Consider the following 16,267-nt stretch of genomic DNA (forward strand, 5'->3'; position numbering starts at 1 on the left):
GCATCTGCCGCCCTTTGTGTTTAAACAGGCGGGCCGGACGGAGGTTTAACCGGCCCAAGGCGGGAGGCCATCATGTCTGAACCCGGAAACGGCGGCTTTGCGCCGGTGGACCCAATAAAAGTCGGGCTGAAGGGCTGCTGCCCGCGTTGCGGCAATGGCAGGCTGTTCGACGGCTTCCTGACCCCGAAACCCGCATGCAGTGCTTGCGGGCTGGATTACGGCTTTGCCGATGCGGGTGAAGGCCCGGCCGTCTTTGTCATGCTGATCGTCGGTTTCCTTGTCGTCGGGCTGGCGCTTTGGTTCGATCAGCGTTTTGCGCCGCCCGTCTGGGTGCATGTCATGCTCTGGTTGCCTTTTGCGGTGATCGTCTCCCTCGTGCTGCTACGCAAGATGAAGGGCATCATGATTGCGCTGCAATACCGCAACAATGCAAGCGAAGGCAGGCTTGATCGTGAATGAGGTTTCCCACATGAAGGCGGCGGAAAGACGCATCTGGTTTGCCGCGCCGCTCGTCCTTTTGGCACTTGCCATCCTTCTCGGGCTAGGCACATGGCAGGTGAAGCGGCTTTACTGGAAAGAAGCGCTGATTGCCGATATCGAGGCGCGGCGCAACGCAAGTCCGGCCACGCTCTCGCAGATCGAAGCCATTGCCAAAAGCGGCGACGAAATTGAATATCGCAGGGTCAACGTTTCCGGCGTTTTCGATCATGCCCGCGAGCGGCATTTCTTCGCCACCCACCAGGGCAGAACCGGCTATTACATCTATACTCCGCTGTCGCTTGCCGATGGCCGCATCCTCTTCGTCAATCGCGGCTTCGTGCCGTTTGAGATGAAGGAGGCGACGAAGCGGCCTGAAGGGCAGGTCGCTGGCGAGGTGGAGATCAAGGGGCTGGCGCGCGCGCCGCTCGTTGCAAAACCGTCTTCCCTGCTGCCGGATAACGATATCGCCAAGAACATCTTCTACTGGAAGGATCTGGCGGCCATGGCGTCGAGCACCGATATCCCGCCCAACAGGCTGGGCAACCTGTTCGTGGATGCCGACGATGCGCCGAACCCCGGCGGCTGGCCACAGGGCGGCGTGACGCTGATAGATTTGCCCAACAATCACCTGCAATATGCGATAACGTGGTATGGTCTGGCGGCGGCCCTTGTCATCGTCGCCGGTTTTGCCTATTTCCGGAACGGTAAGGCGCAAGGTGAATAACGCGCGCCCTGTCCGGTAAGGCTGGCTACCGGGCAAGGGCAAGGAGCACGCCAAGGAGCACGAATGAACATCGCCGTTTCCAAACCCCCTTTGACGATAAGGCTGTGCGGACCGCGCGGCTTTTGCGCGGGCGTGGATCGGGCGATCCAGATCGTCGTGCTGGCGCTGAAAGCCTATGGCGCGCCGGTCTATGTCCGCCACGAAATCGTCCATAACCGATACGTGGTCGAGGGGCTGGAAGCCAAGGGCGCTATTTTCGTCGAGGAACTGCACGAAATCCCCACCGAGCATCGCGAGCAGCCGGTGGTCTTTTCTGCCCATGGTGTGCCCAAATCCGTGCCGGAGGATGCGCAGGCGCGCAACCTGTTTTATCTCGATGCCACATGCCCGCTCGTCTCCAAGGTCCATAAGCAGGCCATGCGCCACCAGCGCCTCGGCCGTCATGTCGTGTTGATCGGCCATGCCGGTCACCCTGAGGTCATCGGCACCATGGGCCAGCTGCCCGAAGGTACTGTTTCGCTTGTCGAGACGGTGGAGGATGCCGGCACCTATGAACCGGTGGACCGCGAAAACCTCGGTTTCGTTACCCAGACAACGCTGTCTGTCGATGATACCGCAGGCGTTATTGCCCGGTTGCAGGAACGTTTTCCGGCCATTCAGGCGCCAGCCGCCGACAGCATTTGTTACGCCACCACCAACCGTCAGGATGCGGTGAAGCAGGCGGCCCCCGGCTGCGATCTCTTCATCGTGGTCGGCGCGCCCAATTCGTCAAACTCGAAGCGGCTGGTGGAAGTGGCGCTGCGCGCTGGCGCCAAACATTCGGTTCTGGTGCAGCGTGCGGCGGAAATCGACTGGGATGCGATCGGCGATATCCGCACCGTCGGTCTTTCGGCGGGCGCTTCTGCGCCGGAGGTCATCGTTGATGAGATCATCGAAGCATTTAAGGCGCGTTTCGATACGACGCTCGATCTGGCCGTCACGGTGGAGGAAACGGAACATTTCCTCGTCAACCGCGAACTGCGCAGCATCGAGCTGACGACGGACGACATGGCTTTCGTGAACGGCAATGCCAGCAATGCCCTGCCACCGAAAGCCGCGACTGGCGCCTAGACCGGGATGGCGAGATATGTGAGTGGTTCCTACCGCGCATATGTCATCCCCTCTCCAGATTTTCACTCCATCCTTCATCAAGAGATTTGAAATTGGCAGTTTATACGGACATCACCGAAGATGATCTGAGGAATTTCCTCATACAATACGACGTTGGCAGCCTCACATCCTATAAGGGCATTGCCGAAGGCGTCGAAAACTCCAATTTCCTGCTGCATACGACGAAGGATCCGCTGATCCTGACACTTTACGAAAAGCGCGTGGAAAAATCCGATCTGCCGTTCTTCCTCGGTCTCATGCAGCATCTGGCCGCCAAGGGTCTGTCCTGCCCCTTGCCGCTGCCGCGCAAGGACGGGGAACTGCTGGGCGAATTGTCCGGCCGCCCGGCGGCGCTGATCTCCTTCCTCGAAGGCATGTGGCTGCGAAAACCGGAAGCGAAACATTGCCGGGAAGTCGGCAAGGCGCTGGCCGCCATGCATCTTGCCGGTGAGGGGTTCGAGATCAAGCGCCCCAATGCACTCTCCGTCGATGGCTGGAAGGTGCTGTGGGACAAGTCTGAAGACCGCGCCGACGAGGTGGAGAAGGGCTTGAAGCAAGAGATCCGCCCGGAAATCGATTATCTGGCCGCCCATTGGCCGAAGGATTTGCCCGCGGGCGTCATCCATGCGGACCTGTTTCAGGACAACGTTTTTTTCCTCGGTGACGAGCTTTCCGGCCTGATCGATTTTTACTTCGCCTGCAACGACCTGCTCGCCTATGACGTGTCGATCTGCCTCAATGCCTGGTGCTTCGAGAAGGATGGCTCTTATAACGTCACCAAGGGCAAGGCGCTGCTGGAAGGTTACCAGTCAGTGCGTCCGTTGAGCGAGGCGGAACTGGATGCCTTGCCGCTTCTGGCACGCGGCTCGGCGCTGCGCTTCTTCCTGACCCGCCTCTATGACTGGCTGACGACGCCGGCGGGCGCGCTGGTGGTGAAGAAAGACCCGCTGGAATATCTGCGCAAGCTGCGGTTCCACCGCTCCATCAGCCATGTCGCCGAATACGGGCTGGTTGGCGAATGAAACATGTCGATATCTTTACCGACGGCGCCTGCTCCGGCAATCCCGGTCCGGGCGGCTGGGGTGCCGTGCTGCGATATGGCGAGACCGAAAAGGAATTGTCCGGCGGTGAGGCCGATACCACCAACAACCGGATGGAACTGCTGGCGGCCATCTCGGCGCTCAACGCGCTGAAAAGTCCCTGCGAAGTCGATCTCTATACCGACAGCGCCTACGTCAAGGATGGCATCACCAAGTGGATTTTCGGCTGGAAAAAGAAGGGCTGGAAAACCGCCGATAACAAACCGGTCAAGAATGTGGAGCTGTGGCAGGCGCTGGAGGCGGCGCAGGAACGCCATAAAGTGACGCTGCACTGGGTCAAGGGCCATGCCGGCCACCCGGAAAACGAGCGCGCCGACGAATTGGCACGCAAGGGCATGGAGCCTTTCAAACGCCGGTAACGGAAGACTGATTTCTTCCATTCGGCCCTGATCCGGGCCAACCGTGATAAGGGATTGTGAAAACTGAAACCCGATCTATCTTGTCGTCAAACAGTTGGACGATGTTCCAGCGGAGGAGAGACATTCAGATGATCCTGCATTGTGTATTTTTACGGTTCAAGGCTGCAACGGCATCCTCTGAAAAACACGCGGTGTTTGAAGCAATTGCGGCCCTCAAGGACGTGATACCCGGCATAATCGACGTGAAATACGGCCAGAACGTTTCGCCGGAAGGCCTGAATGGCGGTTTCGTCGATGGCTTCATCGTGACGCTGGACAGCCCGGAAGCCCGCGACGAATATCTGGCGCACCCGCAACACATGGAAGTCGGTCAACGTCTGGTCTCGCTGACCGATGGCGGTCTGGCCGGGCTTCTGGTGTTTGATATGAACGTGTGAAAAAAAGGGCGGTTTTACCGCCCTTTAATGGATACTGTACTTCATTCGCGACGACAGAGAGGTGGCTTAAAGCTGCTCGATCATCGCTGCAGCGGCCGAGACCGTCGCCTGGCCGGGATTTTCTTCCACGTTGAGCGATGTAACCACGCCGTCTTTCACCAGCATCGAATAGCGCTTGGAGCGCACGCCGAGGCCACCGCCGGAGAGGTCGGCATCGAGGCCGAGCGCCTTGGTGAAGGCGGCGTCCCAGTCGGCGAGGAAGTGAATTTTGCCCTGGCCGCCGGACGATTGTGCCCATGCGCCCATGACGTGCCAGTCGTTGACGGAAACGACGGCGATGTCATCCACGCCCTTTGCGAGAATGGCGTCGCGGTTTTCGAGGTAGCCCGGCAGGTGGTTCAGCGAGCAGGTGGGAGTGAAAGCGCCGGGTACGGCGAAAAGAACCACCGTCTTGCCGCCAAAAAGCGCATCGGTGGTGGTTTCCACCGGGCCATCGGCGGTCTTTTCCTTGAAGGTTGCGGAAGGCAGTTTTTCGCCGATCTTGATAGTCATGTCCATGCTCCTATGGCCGTTTGGTTCGCGTGACTATAGAGCAAGGAAAAGAAAACTGTCATACGGTTTTCGGCGGGAAATTCCATGGCTGAGACAGCCCTTCGGGATATGCCGCCTGAACGGTCAGGGCTTTGGAAAATTGAGCATGGTCTCCATGGTCCGATCGCCGGATTTGACAAGAATGGGCCAGCTGTTGCCCTGCACCTGATAGGTTTTTGGCAAGCCCTTGATGTTCATGTAGAAGGAGAGCTTGCGCTTGTCTCGCACCAGGTTCTGCGGCTCATAATAGGCAAAACCGGAGGGGCCGGCGATGAATATCTCGGTCTCTTTCGGCGCGTTTTCCGGCAGCTGCAATTGCACGCCAAGCATGGTCTTGTCGGGCGTGATGTGGAAATCGACAACCTTGAAATCGTCGGATGCAGCCTCTGGCAGCGTCTCGCGCGCCTCTTCCAGCAATCGCCGCTCTTCGTGGTCGTCATCGCCCGCATTGCCGCGGCTGATCGAAAACGTCGCCTCAAAGGGAATGCAGATATTCTGGCAGACGCCGATGAAGGCGGTGAGGTCGATATTGCCTCCCGCTTTGGCGTCCACGGCTTTCAACTGAAAGGGAATGCTGACAGCGTGATCGTAGCCGATATCGGTGATATCGCCGTTCTCGATGAGCTTGGGAACAGGATAGGCCATCGATGTCAGGCTTACACCGCTTGCCGGATCAAGCGTGATCTTGGGTGGTATTCCAGCTTCGCCCGGTTCGCGCCAATAGGTTATCCAGCCGTCTTTCGGCTCGATCTGCAACACGCCGCGCACCACGCCGTCCGCATCCATGGCAAGGCTTGCCACACGCATCTGGCCGCCTTCACTTCTCGCCCAGTCGGTAATTTCGGCCTGCGCTACTTGCCCGCTACCGAGAAGGGCGGCGAAGGCAACGGCGAGGCGAAGATGTGAAAATCGAAAGAATGTCCTGACGCTCATTCTTTCCGTCTAACCCAACATCGCCTGATGGACCAGTTACGAATTCGTGCGGTTCATCATTTTCGGTTGATTGATCGGGCGCGATGCCGCATCCTGTGCTTTGTCGAAGTGCGAACGCCGCTTTCCCGTTCAATGATGGAATTCGGCAAGCTGGAGGCGCCGGTGAGCTTTTCAACCCTGATGGACAAACGCGAACGTGGCTTTTTTGACAGCCAGTTCCTCATTGCGATGCCGGGGCTGGACAATGGCAATTTTGCCCGTTCGGTGGTCTATATCTGCGCCCATTCGGATGCCGGAGCCATGGGTTTCATCATCAACCGGCCGCAACAGATCACCTTCACGGATATTCTGCTGCATCTGAAGCTGGTGGACAGCAACGACGCCATCATGCTGCCCAACCGCACCCGGGAATTTCCGATCCAGTGCGGCGGCCCGGTCGAATCCGGCCGGGGTTTCGTGCTGCATTCCGATGATTATTTAAGTGAATCGAGCATTCCGGTCAGCGACGACATTTCCTTGACGGCGACGCTGGATATCGTGCGCGCCATTTCCAACGGTCGCGGCCCGCAAAAGGCTACCATGATGCTGGGTTATGCCGGCTGGGGTCCGGGTCAACTGGAAAACGAGATCGCCAATAATGGATGGCTGAATTGCCCGGCGGCGGAAGAGCTGATTTTCGACCGTGGACTGGACAACAAATACGAGCGGGCGCTTGCGCTTATGGGTGTGGATGCTCGCATGCTTTCTGCGGAAGCCGGCCACGCCTGATTTTTTCGTGATGCTCCTTTTGTCGACTGCTGGAACCAATCCCAATCCCTGACGTTAACAATCCCGAAAGCCGCACAGACAGTACGGCTCAACTAGGGAGCAGTAACATGGGTAGCACATCAGACAAGATCGCCGGTACAGCCAAGGAAGTTGCTGGCAAGGTCAAGAAAAACGTCGGCGAAGCAACCGGCAACAACGAGCTGCGCGCCAAGGGTGCCGCTCAGGAAACCGAAGGCAAGGTACAGAAGAACGTCGGCAAGGCCAAGGATGCGGTCAAGGGTGTCGTTGATCGTATGTAATGCCGCCTGACGGGCTCCCGTGTCTTTGATGCGGTGCTTTGGAGCGCATGTGTTATCGCACATGCGCTCTTGTCGTCTGGGGGCCTGAAGGGCGGGTTTGTTACGCCTTTCACCTTTGTCTCTTATATTCGCCTTCACCCAATTCATCCACCGCAAGGGTTTCATGAATGAAGCTTTTTTCCTGCGCTTCCTGTGGCCAGCCGGTCCACTTCGACAATCGTTTCTGCGTCTCTTGCGGCCATCGTCTGGCCTTCGTGCCGGAGCGCCTTTGCATGGAAGCGCTGGCGCCTGCGGGTGAGCCGAATTGGCAACTCGTAGCCCAGCCGGAAAGACAGGTGCGGTTCTGCGCCAATGAGGTGAACGACATCTGCAACTGGTCTGTGCCGGCGGAAAGCCAAAACGCCTTTTGCCCGGCCTGCAGCCATAACCGTCTCGTGCCAAATATCGCGACGGATAAGGGCATCGAACAATGGCGCGGCATCAGCCAAGCACAGCGGCATTTGTTCTATTCGATATTGCGTCTCGGCCTGCCGCATCCCAACCGCGATGCCGATCCTGTCGGCGGGCTAGTCTTCGACTTTCTGGTCGACGAGGTCGCACCTGACGGTTCCGTCATTCCCGCCATGACCGGCCACGACGAGGGCCTGATCGCCATTCGCGCGGCAGAGGTGGATGATGCGACGCGCGAGCAGGTGCGCGCCAACATGAACGAGCCCTATCGCACCATGCTTGGCCATTTCCGCCATGAGGTCGGGCATTTCATCTGGAACAAGCTGGTTCGTGATGAGAACCGACTGGAGGCCTGCCGCGCGGTATTCGGCGATGAGCGCGAAGACTATGCCGCGGCGCTACAGCGCAATTACGAGCAGGGGCCGCGCCCCAACTGGCAGGAAACTTTCATAAGCGCCTATGCCTCCGTGCATCCCTGGGAGGATTTTGCCGAGTGTTTCGCGCATTATCTTCACATCGTCGATACGCTGGAAACCGCGCGCGCCTTTGGCGTGGCGATAGACCCCGATGGACATGAGGAAATGGCGGCGGAGGTCACTTTCGATCCCTATAATGCCCGTAGCGCCGCACAACTGGTCAAGGCCTGGATTCCGCTCAGCGTCGCCATCAACTCGATCCAGCGCAGCATGGGGGAGGCAGACCTTTATCCCTTCGTGCTGGCCCCGCCTGTTGTGAGCAAGATGGAATTCATCCACGACCTGCTACACGGCAGGATCGACGCGATGCCTCAACAGCAGATGCAGCAGTTCTCGATGGCGCAGTGAATACGAGACACAAGAAGTCATAGTCAGGAAACGCGTCGTTTCCTTCTCCCGTCATTCCGGCTCAATGCCGGAATGACGGCGGTGGATGGAGTAGCCCTTTACCACCCCATATCCAAATACCTCTTACGAAGCTCGCTTCGTCGGCTGGAACCGCTCCCGCAGAAGCTTCAGCGCCGCATCGCCGGAAACCGGTGTGCCGAACAGGAAGCTCTGGCCGAAATGGCAGTTCATGCGTGAGAGTTCCGCCGCATCCTCAGGCGTTTCAATGCCTTCCGCCACCACCTGCATATCGAGAGCGCGCGCCATGGCGATAACGGAGCGCAGCAGCACGTTGCGCTTGTCGCTGGTATTTGCCACCAGTGCCTTGTCGAGCTTGATCGTGTCGAAGGGGAAGCGGGTGAGATAGGCAAGTGACGAATAGCCGGTGCCGAAATCATCCATGGCGAGGCTGATGCCCGTTTCCTTCAGCTTGGAAAGCACCAGCCGCGCCTGTTCCGGGTTTTCCATCACCACGGATTCCGTCAGCTCCAGCTTCAGCTGCTGCGGATTACAGCGCGTTCGCGTCAGCATGCCGCGCACGTCGTTATACAATTCGTTATTCAGCAACTGCGCGCTGGAAATATTGACGGAGATGAATATCGGCATCTTCTCGATGGAATGCTGCCAGTCCATCAGGTCGGTCGCTGCCCTTTCCAGCGCGAACATGCCGAGCGGTTCGATCAGGCCGGAGGCTTCCGCGATGGGGATGAATTCGCTCGGCGGAATGTTGCCGCGTTTGGGGTGTTCCCACCGCATCAGCGCCTCGAAACCGGCCAGCGCGCCATCGTCAAGCTTGACGATGGGCTGATAGGCGAGCGACAGCTCCTTGCGCTCGATGGCGCGGCGAAGATCGCTTTCCATTTGCAGGCGGTCGGTGCCGGACGTGCGGAAAGCGGGACGGAACGGCTCGACGCGGTTTCCGCCAGCGCGCTTGGCGCGGTACATCGCCAGTTCCGCATCGCTCAAGAGACCTGCGGCACTTTCCTGCTGGTCGATCCATGAAACGAGGCCGATGGAGGCGGTGAGGATGATTTCGCGATTGGCGAAATTGATCGGCACCATGATTGCCTTGTTCACCGCATCGGCGAAATCGGCCACCCGCTGCGGATCGCGCTCCGAGGTCAGGATCAGGCCGAATTCATCGCCGCCGAGACGCGCCAGCGTATCCTGCGGTTTCAACAGGCGGCGCAGACGCCGTGTCAGCGCGATGAGAATATTGTCGCCTGCAGCAATGCCGAGCGTATCGTTGACCAGCTTGTAACGGTCGATATCGATCGCCATCACCGTCGGGCGCACGCCGTCGCTTTCAGGAGAGAGGTTGAGGATCGATTGCAGGCGGTCGAGGAAGACCTGCCGGTTCGGTAGCCCGGTCAGATTGTCATTCATCGCATCCTGCAACAGCCGCTCCACCGAGTTCTTCTGCTCGGTGATGTCGGTGATGGTGCCGACGCAGCGGATGATTTCGCCGTTAGAGCCGAGAACCGGGCGGGCGCGGATTTGCAGCCAATGGAAATGTCCGTCTTCAGCGCGAATGCGGAATTCGTGATTGAGGCGGCCCTTGCGATGGTCGAGCAGCACGTCGAGCGTTGCCTTGAACCGGTCGCGATCGTCAGGATGCAGGCGCGGCAGCCAGTTGCGCGCAGCACCATGCATCGTGCCGGGCTCCAGCCCCAGACGGTTGGAAATGTCAGGTGTGGTGACGATGCGGTCGCGCGTCACGTCCCAGTCCCACACGGTATCGCCGCTGCCCGTCAGTGCGAGAGATTGCCGTTCGAGATCGGAAAACAGGCCCTGCTGATAGGCGCTGCCGGCAAAGGCATGCTGGATGACTGTGAAGCCGATCAGAAGCACGATCAGCACCAGCCCGCCGCCAAGCGCCGGCTGAACGATGTCGTTGTCCAATTGTCCGGTCACCGTCAGCCAGCTGCCGAACAGCCAGACGAGGATGAGCGCCCAGGACGGAACGAGCAAAATCGCCCGGTCGTAACGGTTGAAGCCAAGATAGATGATGAGTGCGATGCCGGCCGTCGCCGTCAGCGCGAAGGAGACGCGCGCGATACCGGAGGCGACCGAAGGATCGTAAATCGCGACGCCGAACAGCAGCGCCAGACCCACCACCCAGGCAAAGGTCGCATAACCCAGATGCGCGTGCCAGCGGTTTAGATTGAGATAGGTGAACAGGAAGACCACGAAGCTGGAGGCGAGAGCCACTTCGGCGCCCGCCCTCCATATTCGCTGATCGCTGGATGTGACGGTGATGAGTTTTTCAAGGAAGCCGAAATCGACGCAGATATAGGCGAGCACCGCCCAGGCGAGCGCGGCCGACGCCGGCAGAACCGAGGTTCCCTTGACGACGAACAGGATGGTCAGGAGCACGGCCAGCAGGCCGGCAATGCCGAGAACGATGCCGCGATAGAGCGTGAAGGCGTTGATCGTATCCTTGTAGGCTTCCGGTTCCCACAGATAGATCTGCGGCAATTGCGGGGTCGACAGCTCGGCGACGAAGGTGATGACGGAGCCGGGATTGAGCGTGATGCGGAAGACGTCGGCATCCGGGCTTGGCTGCCGGTCAAGCGCAAAGCCTTCGCTCGGTGTGATCGCGATGATGCGCTGCGAGCCGAGATCGGGCCAGAACAGCTTGGAATTCACCAGACGGAAATGCGGTGCGACGATAACGCGCTCCAGCTGCTCTTCCGAGACGTTGGCGAGCGCGAAGACGGCCCAGTCGCCCTGATGGTCGGTGGAGCTGGCGCGCACCTCGATACGGCGGCGGATGCCATCCGGACCGGGCGCGGTCGAGACCTGAAAGGCTTCACCCTGATTGGCATAGATATCGGTTGTCGCGGTGAGATCGAGCGCCGTATCGTCACGGGAAATCTTCACCGGCTCGAAGGCGTAGGAAAGAGACGAAAAAAGCAGGAAAAACAGGAAGAACGGCGCAGCCAGTGCAATTGCCGCCAGACGTTTCGACAGGCACGGCGCAGAGTGAGTGTAAGTCATGTATCGTACTTCGTTCCACTGGAGCTTTGCTTGTCGGCAAGAAGGGAAAACATCGTATGATCCCGCCATTGGCCGTTGATTTTCAGATATTCCCGCAAGAGGCCTTCCCGCTGGAACCCGGCATTTTCGAGAAGCCGGATGCTTTTGAAGTTTTCCGGAATACAGGCTGCCTCGATACGGTGCAACTGAAGTCCGTTGAAGATATAGGGTATTACCAATTTTAATGCGGCAGACATATGGCCTTGCGCGGCGTAGCGTTCGCCCACCCAATATCCTATCATGCAGCTTTGTGCAGCACCCCGCCTGATATAACCGATGGTGATGCCGCCAACGAGCAACGTCTCCTTCTCGAATAGCAGAAACGACACGGCGGTGCCGGAGGAAAACTCCTGGCCGTTGCGCACCACACGCGTGCGGAAGGAGCCTTCCGTCAGTTCGTCCGGGCGCCAGGTGGGTTCCCATGGCTGGAGAAACTGACGGCTTTCCGAGCGCAGAACGTGCCACTGCTTGAAATCGCCATAGCGCGGCAGTCTGAGAAGATGGTTGGCGCTGCGCAGTTCCGGGGTGTCGTTATGTCGGGAAAGAAAACGCAGCATTCACCATCCCTGTACGGAAAGAAACCGCAACCCTCAGCCGTTCGCCTTTATCCTTGCGGGCTGCTGCGCGGAAAGCGCGGCAGTAATGTCTGAAAGAGGCGGCAGCTGTTCGAGCGGACCAATTGCAGACAATGTCGGAACTGTATCGAAAAACAGCCGTCCTGCAAGATCGGTCAGGCGTTCCCGCGTGATGTCGTTCAGGCGCTCCATCATCTCCTCATTGGGGATGGGCCGACCGTAAAGCATCATCTGCCGTGCCATCTGGCCGGCACGGGCTGCCGGGCTTTCCTGACCCATCAGCAGTTGCGCGCGGATTTGTGCGCGGGCGCGGTCGATTTCTTCCTGATGAATGGTCTGGGAAGACTTGCGCAACTCGTCGACGATGACGGGCATCAGTTCCGGGAGGTCGTTGCCGCCGGTCGCCGCATGCACGCCGAAAATGCCGGTGTCGGAAAAACCCCAATGGAAGGCATAAACGGAATAACAAAGGCCGCGGGACTCTCGCACTTCCTGGAACAGGCGCGATGACATGCCGCCCCCAAGAATATTGGCGAGAATTTGCGAACAGTAGAAATCGCGGGCGTGATAGGCCTTGCCCTCGAAGCCGAGAAGCACCTGCGCGTCCATGAGGTCACGGGTCTCGCGGATTTCCCCGCCGGTATAGATCGCCTTTTCGAGAACCGGCGTGGTGACCGGCAGCTGCGGCAGAGAGGCAAAGCGTTCTTCCACCTGCTTCACAAAGCTCTGGTGATCGACAGCACCCGCTGCAACGACGAAGATGCGATCCGTCGTATAGTTGCGAGCGAGATAATGCCTGATCTGGGCGCTGGTGAAGGATTGCACGGTTTCCGGAGTGCCGAGGATCGGGCGGCCGATGGTCTGGTCGCGATAGGCGACGCCGGAAAAATTGTCGAAAATCACATCGTCAGGCGTATCGGTGGCGGCACCGATTTCCTGGAGGATGACGTTTTTCTCCCGCTCCAGCTCGTCTTCGTCGAACAGCGACTCCGTCAGGATGTCTGCAAGAATATCGACGGCGAGCGGAACGTGGTCTTTCAGGACGCGGGCGTAGTATGAAGTTGTTTCCGTCGATGTCGCGGCGTTGACTTCGCCGCCGACATTTTCGATCTCTTCGGCGATCTGCCGGGCGGTGCGGCGCGCCGTACCCTTGAAGGCCATATGCTCGAGAAGATGGGCGATGCCGTGCTCGGCAGTCGTCTCGTTGCGGGACCCGGATTTGATCCACACCCCAAGAGCAACGCTTTCGAGATGCGGCATTCTTTCCGTGACAACGGTCAACCCGGACGAAAGCCGGGTCACATTAACTCTCATATCAAGTCTTTCCGCGTCTCTATTTGCCGGCGCGTGCGTGGCTGCCGATGAAGGTTTCCACCGTCTTCAGCTCTGCGTCCAGAATGTCGAAACGCTCCTCCCGGTTCATAATGTCAGCTAGCCATACTGGAAGCGCCGGGTCGATTGCGCAAGCGGATTTTACGGCGGCCGGGAATTTAGCCGGATGGGCAGTGGACAGGACCACCATCGGGCTTGATGCCTTTTCGTGTTTTTCCGCCACAAAAACGCCGGTCGCCGTATGCGGATCGATCAGGTAACCGGTTTTCTCAAGCGTATCGCGGATCGTCGCCGCCACCTGCTTTTCGGTGGCACGGCCGGCGCGGAAATCCTTCTTGATGAATTTCAGCGCATGCGGCGGGATTTCAAACGCGCCGGATTGCTTGAGGCCATCCATCGATGCCTTTACCGCAGCGGAATCGCGGCCATAGGCCTCAAACAGCAGCCGCTCGAAATTGGACGAGATCTGGATGTCCATCGAGGGCGAGGTGGTGGGCGTGACGCCGCGCATCTCGTAACGGCCGGTCTTCAGCGTGCGCGCCAGAATGTCGTTGTCGTTGGTGGCGATGACAAGCTTGTCGATCGGCAGGCCCATCTTCTTGGCGACGTAACCGGCGAAGATATCACCGAAATTGCCCGTTGGAACTGTGAAGGAAATCTTCCGGTCGGGACCGCCAAGCGACAGGGACGCCGTGAAATAATAGACCACCTGCGCCATGATGCGCGCCCAGTTGATGGAGTTGACGCCCGAAAGCTTGACGCCGTCGCGGAACTTCGCGTCGTTGAACATTTCTTTGACGAGGTTCTGGCAATCGTCGAAATTGCCGTTGATCGCCAGCGCATGCACGTTGGAGGCGGTGGAGGTCGTCATCTGGCGCTGCTGCACCGGAGAGACCTTGCCATTGGGGAAAAGGATGAAGATGTCGGTGCGCTCGCGCCCGGCAAAGGCGTCGATGGCTGCGCCGCCCGTGTCGCCGGAGGTGGCGCCGACGATGGTGGCGCGCTCTCCACGCTCAGCCAGCGTATAATCCATCAGGCGGGCGAGAAGCTGCATCGCCACGTCCTTGAAGGCAAGCGTGGTGCCGTGGAAAAGCTCCAGTACGAAGGTGTTCGGCCCGGTCTGCGTCAGGGGTGCTACGGCCGGATGGCGGAACGTCGCATAGGCGTCGTCGATCATCGCCCTGAACTTGTCGGCCGGAATTTCACCACCGGTGAAACGGTAGAGAACCTCAAACGCGATGTCCTGATAGGACTTGCCGCGCAGGTTGCGGATTTCATTTTTCGACATGGAGGGCCATTCGCGCGGCACGTAAAGCCCGCCATCACGGCCAAGGCCCGCCAGAAGCGCGTCGCAGAAACCAAGCGAAGGGGCCGCACCCCTGGTCGATACATATTTCACGAGATAGTCCCTTGTCGTTTACCGGTCTGTCCGTTGCCGTTACCGGCTCTTTATCAGCAGCATCCCGCCGGAATGAGGCGATTGGCGAGGTAATGAAGGGCTTTTTTGAAAATTCAAGCAAAACCAAACATGCCAATCGATTTTTTCCGGCGTCGCTGCTATAGACCATCGCCAACCTGCGTGAAAGGTCAATAAACAGCGTCTCCGGTTCGGTTCCGGGACAATGGAGAGGGAATTAGAAGAGTGTCAGGGAATTTCTTGCGTTTGTCCGCCGCGATGTCGCTTCTGGCCGTTGTTGCAGGATGCAATTCCTCCAATCCGTCAGACTCGCTTGCCGTCAACCCTCCGGCGGCGCAGGCAAATGCCGTTGCTCCGGTGGTGCAGGCCAACTGCCCGACGGTCACGGTTCTCGATGCCAATGCCGTCCACCGCGTCTATGCCGGTGGCGCAAAGGACGATCCGCAGAAGCTCGCCTATCAGGTTTCGCTGTCAGACACGACGCGCTCTTGTACCGCGAACGAAACCACGCTGACGGTAAACGTGCTGGCTCAGGGCCGTCTCGTTCCCGGCCCGATGTCGAAGCCCGGCCGCGTGACCGTACCGATCCGCGTCACCGTTAAGGACGGCGACGGCGAGATTTACGGCGAAACGACCAATTTCGCCATCGACGTTGCTGCAGGCAGTGCCGGCACGCAGTTCATCTTCAACAACGATCATGTCGCCATTCCCAACGGACCGGGCGGCGCACCGAGGTCGGTCAGTGTCTATATCGGTTTTGCCGAGCAGGGCGCTAAGGCCAAGACCAAGCGCCGGTGATTTGACGGCCGAAATGTAAAAACCGGAGGCTGCTTTTGCGGGCTTCCGGGCAGATCGCAAACAAACCATGGCTCATACGCAACGTCATCCTCGGGCCCGTCCCGAGGATTCAAACACGTATAGCAAAATCAACGCGTTGCAGATGCTCGGGACAGGCCCGAGCATGACGAAGTGGCGTTTGTGACAAAGCCAGAGATTAAAAAGCGCCTTCCCATTCCGCCATCGCTGCAATAACGGCGGGCAGGTCCTGCATGCGTGAAATCACCGTTTCCGCGCCCGCATCCGTCAACCGGTCGGCATGGCTGGGATAGGTGTGGGATGCGCCGGTGAAGCCGATGACGCGCATGCCGGCTGCCTTTGCACCATGCACGCCGTGCACGGAATCCTCGATTACGACGGCGCGATCCGGTGAAACGCCGAACTGGGCTGCGCCATGCAGGAAGATATCCGGCTTCGGCTTGACGCGGTCGGCTCCGAGATCCTTGGCGGAGTAGATATGTGGTGCGAAATAGGGTTTCAGGCCCACCTTCGTCAGCATCATGTCGAGGCGGTGGCTGGAGGAATTCGAGCAGATGCAGCGCGGTGTCGTCAGTCGCGACAGAGCGAACTTGACGCCCTCGATGATCTTCACGTCGCGTTCCAGCCGCGCGTCGAGCAGCTTTTCCGACTTGTCGAGCAGCGATGCGGAAAACGGGATGCTGGCTTCGCTTTCCACCTGCAGGAGGATGTTCTTCCAGGTCATGCCGGCGAAACGCTCGCCCATTTCCTCGACGGAGATCGGATACCCGGCCTCGGTCAGAAGGCGGGACTCCACCTGTGCGGCGATGATTTCGGAATCGACCAGAACGCCGTCACAGTCGAAAATAATGAGGTCGAAGCCGCTCATGGGCGCTCCCTGTATCGGATTTGCCTTGGAAAAAAGTGATGCCCGGGCTTTTAGACCAAGTCCGCGT

Annotated in this window: 17 protein-coding genes; 10 read left to right on the plus strand and 7 right to left on the minus strand. The window is 59.0% G+C overall.

The features are described from left to right. Positions 1–72: 72 nt before the first annotated feature. The 6 genes from QE432_RS16710 to QE432_RS16735 all read left to right on the plus strand — a co-directional run bounded on the left by QE432_RS16710 (position 73) and on the right by QE432_RS16735 (position 4,249). Positions 73–459, plus strand: coding sequence for a DUF983 domain-containing protein (locus QE432_RS16710; protein ID WP_019564184.1), 387 nt, complete (start codon positions 73–75; stop codon positions 457–459). Positions 460–469: 10 nt separating this feature from the next. Then, the gene (locus QE432_RS16715; RefSeq protein WP_306627079.1) at positions 470–1,204 is read left to right on the plus strand and encodes an SURF1 family protein; all 735 of its coding nucleotides are present in this window, start codon (positions 470–472) and stop codon (positions 1,202–1,204) included. A gap of 63 nt (positions 1,205–1,267) precedes the next feature. Then, on the plus strand, positions 1,268–2,314 hold the full coding sequence (gene ispH / locus QE432_RS16720) for a 4-hydroxy-3-methylbut-2-enyl diphosphate reductase (RefSeq protein ID WP_019564182.1): 1,047 nt from the start codon (positions 1,268–1,270) through the stop codon (positions 2,312–2,314). 92 nt (positions 2,315–2,406) lie between these two features. Beyond that, positions 2,407–3,375, plus strand: a complete 969-nt coding sequence (locus QE432_RS16725) for a homoserine kinase (RefSeq protein ID WP_111789476.1) — start codon at positions 2,407–2,409, stop codon at positions 3,373–3,375. Continuing rightward, the gene (gene rnhA / locus QE432_RS16730) at positions 3,372–3,812 is read left to right on the plus strand and encodes a ribonuclease HI (RefSeq protein WP_003511799.1); all 441 of its coding nucleotides are present in this window, start codon (positions 3,372–3,374) and stop codon (positions 3,810–3,812) included. The genes QE432_RS16725 and rnhA overlap by 4 nt, the downstream gene beginning before the upstream one ends. A 128-nt stretch (positions 3,813–3,940) precedes the next feature. After that, entirely contained in the window at positions 3,941–4,249 is a 309-nt protein-coding gene (locus QE432_RS16735; RefSeq protein WP_013635620.1) for a Dabb family protein, read from the plus strand. Positions 4,250–4,315: 66 nt separating this feature from the next. Here the strand turns inward: QE432_RS16735 and QE432_RS16740 are convergent, their stop codons facing one another. Together QE432_RS16740 and QE432_RS16745 are read right to left on the minus strand one after the other, a co-directional pair. Then, a complete protein-coding gene (locus QE432_RS16740; RefSeq protein WP_003511803.1) occupies positions 4,316–4,801 on the minus strand; it encodes a peroxiredoxin in 486 nt (161 codons plus the stop codon). 123 nt (positions 4,802–4,924) lie between these two features. Further along, positions 4,925–5,773 (minus strand): protein-disulfide reductase DsbD domain-containing protein, encoded by an 849-nt coding sequence (locus QE432_RS16745; protein WP_111798846.1) that lies wholly within the window; start codon positions 5,771–5,773, stop codon positions 4,925–4,927. A 162-nt stretch (positions 5,774–5,935) separates the two neighbouring features. Between QE432_RS16745 and QE432_RS16750 the strand changes: the two genes are divergently transcribed. The 3 genes from QE432_RS16750 (at position 5,936) to QE432_RS16760 (ending at position 8,114) form a co-directional block, all read left to right on the plus strand. Next, positions 5,936–6,541, plus strand: a complete 606-nt coding sequence (locus QE432_RS16750; protein WP_003511807.1) for a YqgE/AlgH family protein — start codon at positions 5,936–5,938, stop codon at positions 6,539–6,541. A gap of 107 nt (positions 6,542–6,648) precedes the next feature. Beyond that, positions 6,649–6,840, plus strand: coding sequence for a CsbD family protein (locus tag QE432_RS16755; protein ID WP_003511808.1), 192 nt, complete (start codon positions 6,649–6,651; stop codon positions 6,838–6,840). 167 nt (positions 6,841–7,007) lie between these two features. Continuing rightward, a complete protein-coding gene (locus QE432_RS16760; RefSeq protein ID WP_111803536.1) occupies positions 7,008–8,114 on the plus strand; it encodes a zinc-binding metallopeptidase family protein in 1,107 nt (368 codons plus the stop codon). A 123-nt stretch (positions 8,115–8,237) separates the two neighbouring features. On the opposite strand, the gene QE432_RS16765 is transcribed toward QE432_RS16760, so the two are convergent. The 4 genes from QE432_RS16765 to thrC are packed head-to-tail and all read right to left on the minus strand — an operon-like array spanning position 8,238 to position 14,498. Further along, positions 8,238–11,153, minus strand: a complete 2,916-nt coding sequence (locus QE432_RS16765; RefSeq protein ID WP_003511812.1) for an EAL domain-containing protein — start codon at positions 11,151–11,153, stop codon at positions 8,238–8,240. Beyond that, complete coding sequence (locus QE432_RS16770) at positions 11,150–11,749, minus strand: GNAT family N-acetyltransferase (RefSeq protein ID WP_003511814.1); 600 nt, start codon at positions 11,747–11,749, stop codon at positions 11,150–11,152. The genes QE432_RS16765 and QE432_RS16770 overlap by 4 nt, the downstream gene beginning before the upstream one ends. Before the next feature lie 33 nt (positions 11,750–11,782). After that, entirely contained in the window at positions 11,783–13,081 is a 1,299-nt protein-coding gene (locus QE432_RS16775) for a M16 family metallopeptidase (RefSeq protein WP_003511816.1), read from the minus strand. 19 nt (positions 13,082–13,100) lie between these two features. Next, positions 13,101–14,498: a threonine synthase gene (thrC, locus tag QE432_RS16780; RefSeq protein ID WP_306625012.1), complete on the minus strand. Its 1,398-nt coding sequence runs from the start codon at positions 14,496–14,498 to the stop codon at positions 13,101–13,103. Positions 14,499–14,774: 276 nt separating this feature from the next. On the opposite strand from thrC, the gene QE432_RS16785 reads away from it, so the two are divergent. Further along, on the plus strand, positions 14,775–15,314 hold the full coding sequence (locus QE432_RS16785; protein ID WP_162690541.1) for a PilZ domain-containing protein: 540 nt from the start codon (positions 14,775–14,777) through the stop codon (positions 15,312–15,314). 196 nt (positions 15,315–15,510) lie between these two features. Here the strand turns inward: QE432_RS16785 and QE432_RS16790 are convergent, their stop codons facing one another. Further along, complete coding sequence (locus tag QE432_RS16790; RefSeq protein ID WP_003511821.1) at positions 15,511–16,200, minus strand: HAD family hydrolase; 690 nt, start codon at positions 16,198–16,200, stop codon at positions 15,511–15,513. Between the last annotated feature and the right edge of the window lie 67 nt (positions 16,201–16,267).

Source organism: Agrobacterium sp. SORGH_AS_0745 (genome assembly GCF_030818995.1).
Taxonomy (GTDB): Bacteria; Pseudomonadota; Alphaproteobacteria; order Rhizobiales; family Rhizobiaceae; genus Agrobacterium; species Agrobacterium tumefaciens.